The sequence below is a fragment of the Okeania hirsuta genome (assembly GCF_003838195.1).
GTDB lineage: Bacteria > Cyanobacteriota > Cyanobacteriia > Cyanobacteriales > Microcoleaceae > Okeania > Okeania hirsuta.
The window spans coordinates 1-2,547 of record NZ_RCBY01000486.1 but is presented as its reverse complement, the minus strand read 5'-3'; the positions used below and the strand labels follow the sequence as shown (position 1 = coordinate 2,547).

General features: G+C 37.7%; 2 protein-coding genes and 1 pseudogene. All 3 read right to left on the bottom strand.

All coding sequences use genetic code 11. From position 1 onward, the window contains the following. Positions 1 to 71: 71 nt before the first annotated feature. Positions 72 to 233: an element excision factor XisI family protein gene (locus D5R40_RS32095; protein ID WP_240039140.1), complete on the bottom strand. Its 162-nt coding sequence runs from the start codon at positions 231 to 233 to the stop codon at positions 72 to 74. Beyond that, positions 233 to 403 (bottom strand): annotated as a pseudogene (locus tag D5R40_RS32090) (element excision factor XisH family protein); the annotation flags it as partial. The gene D5R40_RS32095 and the pseudogene D5R40_RS32090, both read right to left, overlap by 1 nt. A gap of 226 nt (positions 404 to 629) precedes the next feature. Next, on the bottom strand, positions 630 to 1,736 hold the full coding sequence (locus D5R40_RS32085; protein WP_124146872.1) for an RNA-guided endonuclease InsQ/TnpB family protein: 1,107 nt from the start codon (positions 1,734 to 1,736) through the stop codon (positions 630 to 632). Positions 1,737 to 2,547: the final 811 nt, after the last annotated feature.

Sequence of the window (2,547 nt, the reverse complement as noted above, 5' to 3'; positions counted from 1 at the left end):
TCAGGAGTCAGGAGGGAAGAAAGAAGAAGGAAGAAGAAGAACTGGAGTTGAAGGAGAGAGTTTTCTTATCACTAATTATCCGGACATGATATAATATAGATAATATTTTCTCTAACTCGCTTACCTCTGTTCCATCCCACTTGCATCAGAGCATAGCGATCGCTCTGTTCATCAAAAACAGTATCCAATCTAATATTTCCATGAGAAGGACGTAATTTAGCATATTTCCTAATTACTTGTTTGACGATTTCTCTATAGGTCTTTGGGGTATCAATTGTAAAACCTCGACTTTTTCTAAATCTACAACCAACAATTTCTTATGCAAATTATTAATTACTAATTTGCCGATAGATTCACTAAATATATTATTATAAGTAAAGCTACTAATAGCTAGATAAATTTCCCTTTCATTAACTGTTGAAGTTTCTCATATTGTGGTTCATAAAAAAATCTGTGGTCAGAAAAAATTTGTTAATTGTTGTTCTAACTCATCTAACCCTTAACCAGGAGAAATTCCTAAAGCTTGTTTCTGCTCCATAAAACTGATACAAAGCGTCACATAACGTAACAACTTGATGTTTACTTCCTGCTTCTACTGAGGCCGTCGGCGGTTACTCATCCACAGGCATTCATGCGCAGGCATTCACGGTCGAGCCGACCGCATTTCTTAAATTTATACTGGCGTTTAAATCTCTATCTATTGACAACCCACAATCTGGGCAATCATAAGTTCTCAGATGCAAGGGCATATCTTGGACATGACCACAGTTGGAACAAGTTTTTGATGATGGGAAAAACCTGTCAACTACTACTAGCTCAGAACCGTACCATTCACACTTGTACCCAAGCTGTCTCCTAAACTCATAAAATCCTTGGTCGGCTATTGATTTCGCCAGCCTATGGTTAGCTAACATACCCCTGACATTCAAATCTTCTATGACTACACTGCCGTGGTTTTTGGCTAAGTATGTTGTCAGTTTATGAAGTGCGTCTTGACGGATGTTTGCTACTTTTCTATGCGATCTGGCTATCTTCTGTTGTGCTTTTTTCCAGTTGGCAGAGCCTACTTCTTTATGACGATTTAGGTATTGCAGCCTAGACAACTTAGCTTCAAATTTCTGATATGCTCTCACACTCTCAAATACTTTCCCATCACTTAATGTAGCTAAGGTTTTCACACCTAAATCTACACCTACTACATCAATTTTTTGGGATGTAGTGTGAAAATTAAATTCATAGCTACAGCTTAGATACCAATCACCTGCTTGTCTACTAATGGTGATTTTTTTGGTTGTTGCTTCAATGGGTTCGTAAGTTTTGACAATACCAATAAAAGGTAATTTGTGACTCCATCCATTTAATTCTATTGGTTTTCCGCAATTATCTATTGTGAAAGAGTCAGACCTACCTTTTCTCTTAAATCTTGGATATTTACCCAACCCTTGAAAAAACCTCTTAAATGCTTCACCTAAGTTTATGTTTGCGCAGCATTCCGTAGGAAAAGCATATTGATAGACCCGGGAGGACAAGTTTTTCATCCAAGGATAAAGAGGTTTTGTGTGATTGGTAAAAACTTCTCTAATTATACGAACATTGGGTTTATAACCATTTTTATAAGCGGCATTCCACAAGCTTAAACCCCAGTTATAACACCATCTGGTATAACCTGCGTGTTGAGCCAACAGGGTTTTCTGCTTGTTATTTAGTTTGAGCTTTGTACGAATTGACTTGTACATATTTCTAGCCCTTTTTTAAACTGTATTTTTTCACGTCTGTAAAGAACTATCAAGTTATACTACGTTATAACGTAAATTGTCAACTAGGTCAAAACTCTCCCAAAATTGCCCGATAAGTTTTTAGTTCATTAGGGTATGTTAATTGGGTTATTGCAAAAACTTATAGTGTTTCTCTGTTGCTTGTTGCCTGTCCCCTAAAATTCAAAACTTTTGTATCTCACCAAATTTGAGAACTACTGAGAACTACTATCTATAGCAGTCGAAGCACGCGGTCATGGACATATCAAAAGCTTAAAACTCAGACAACGCCAGATTTTTCCTTCTCTCCTAGATAACTAAAACCTTCTTTCTTTTTCTTTCTTTCTTCTTCCTTCTGCTATACTTTGTCATAGATTGTTCTAATTTATCAATCCCATAGATTTTTCGGCGTTGGTAAAGCGCGTGTATGATATTCATCTTAATTCTTTAGGACTCAACCTACCCCTAACCCAACCCACCCGCGCGCCCCTCCCAGGAGGGTAACTCAGTCGGACTGAGTCAGGAGGGTAGAAAGAACCAGAAACCCCGAGTAGAAGGAGAAAGTTTTTTGGTGGCGTAAAGGTAACGGAGTTCTATCGCGCTCTTATCGGGACATTATATCATACCTCTTTTCACCAATGCCAATATAAGGAGTTGGTAAATGAAGGTATGATTTATATTTGGGGTAGCGCTCTGTAATATCATGTTCGGACGGGTCAGTTATAATAAAATTTAAGGACTCCGGGTATCGACAGTACCAAACAAATACTTAAATTATCAATACCCCCAATAC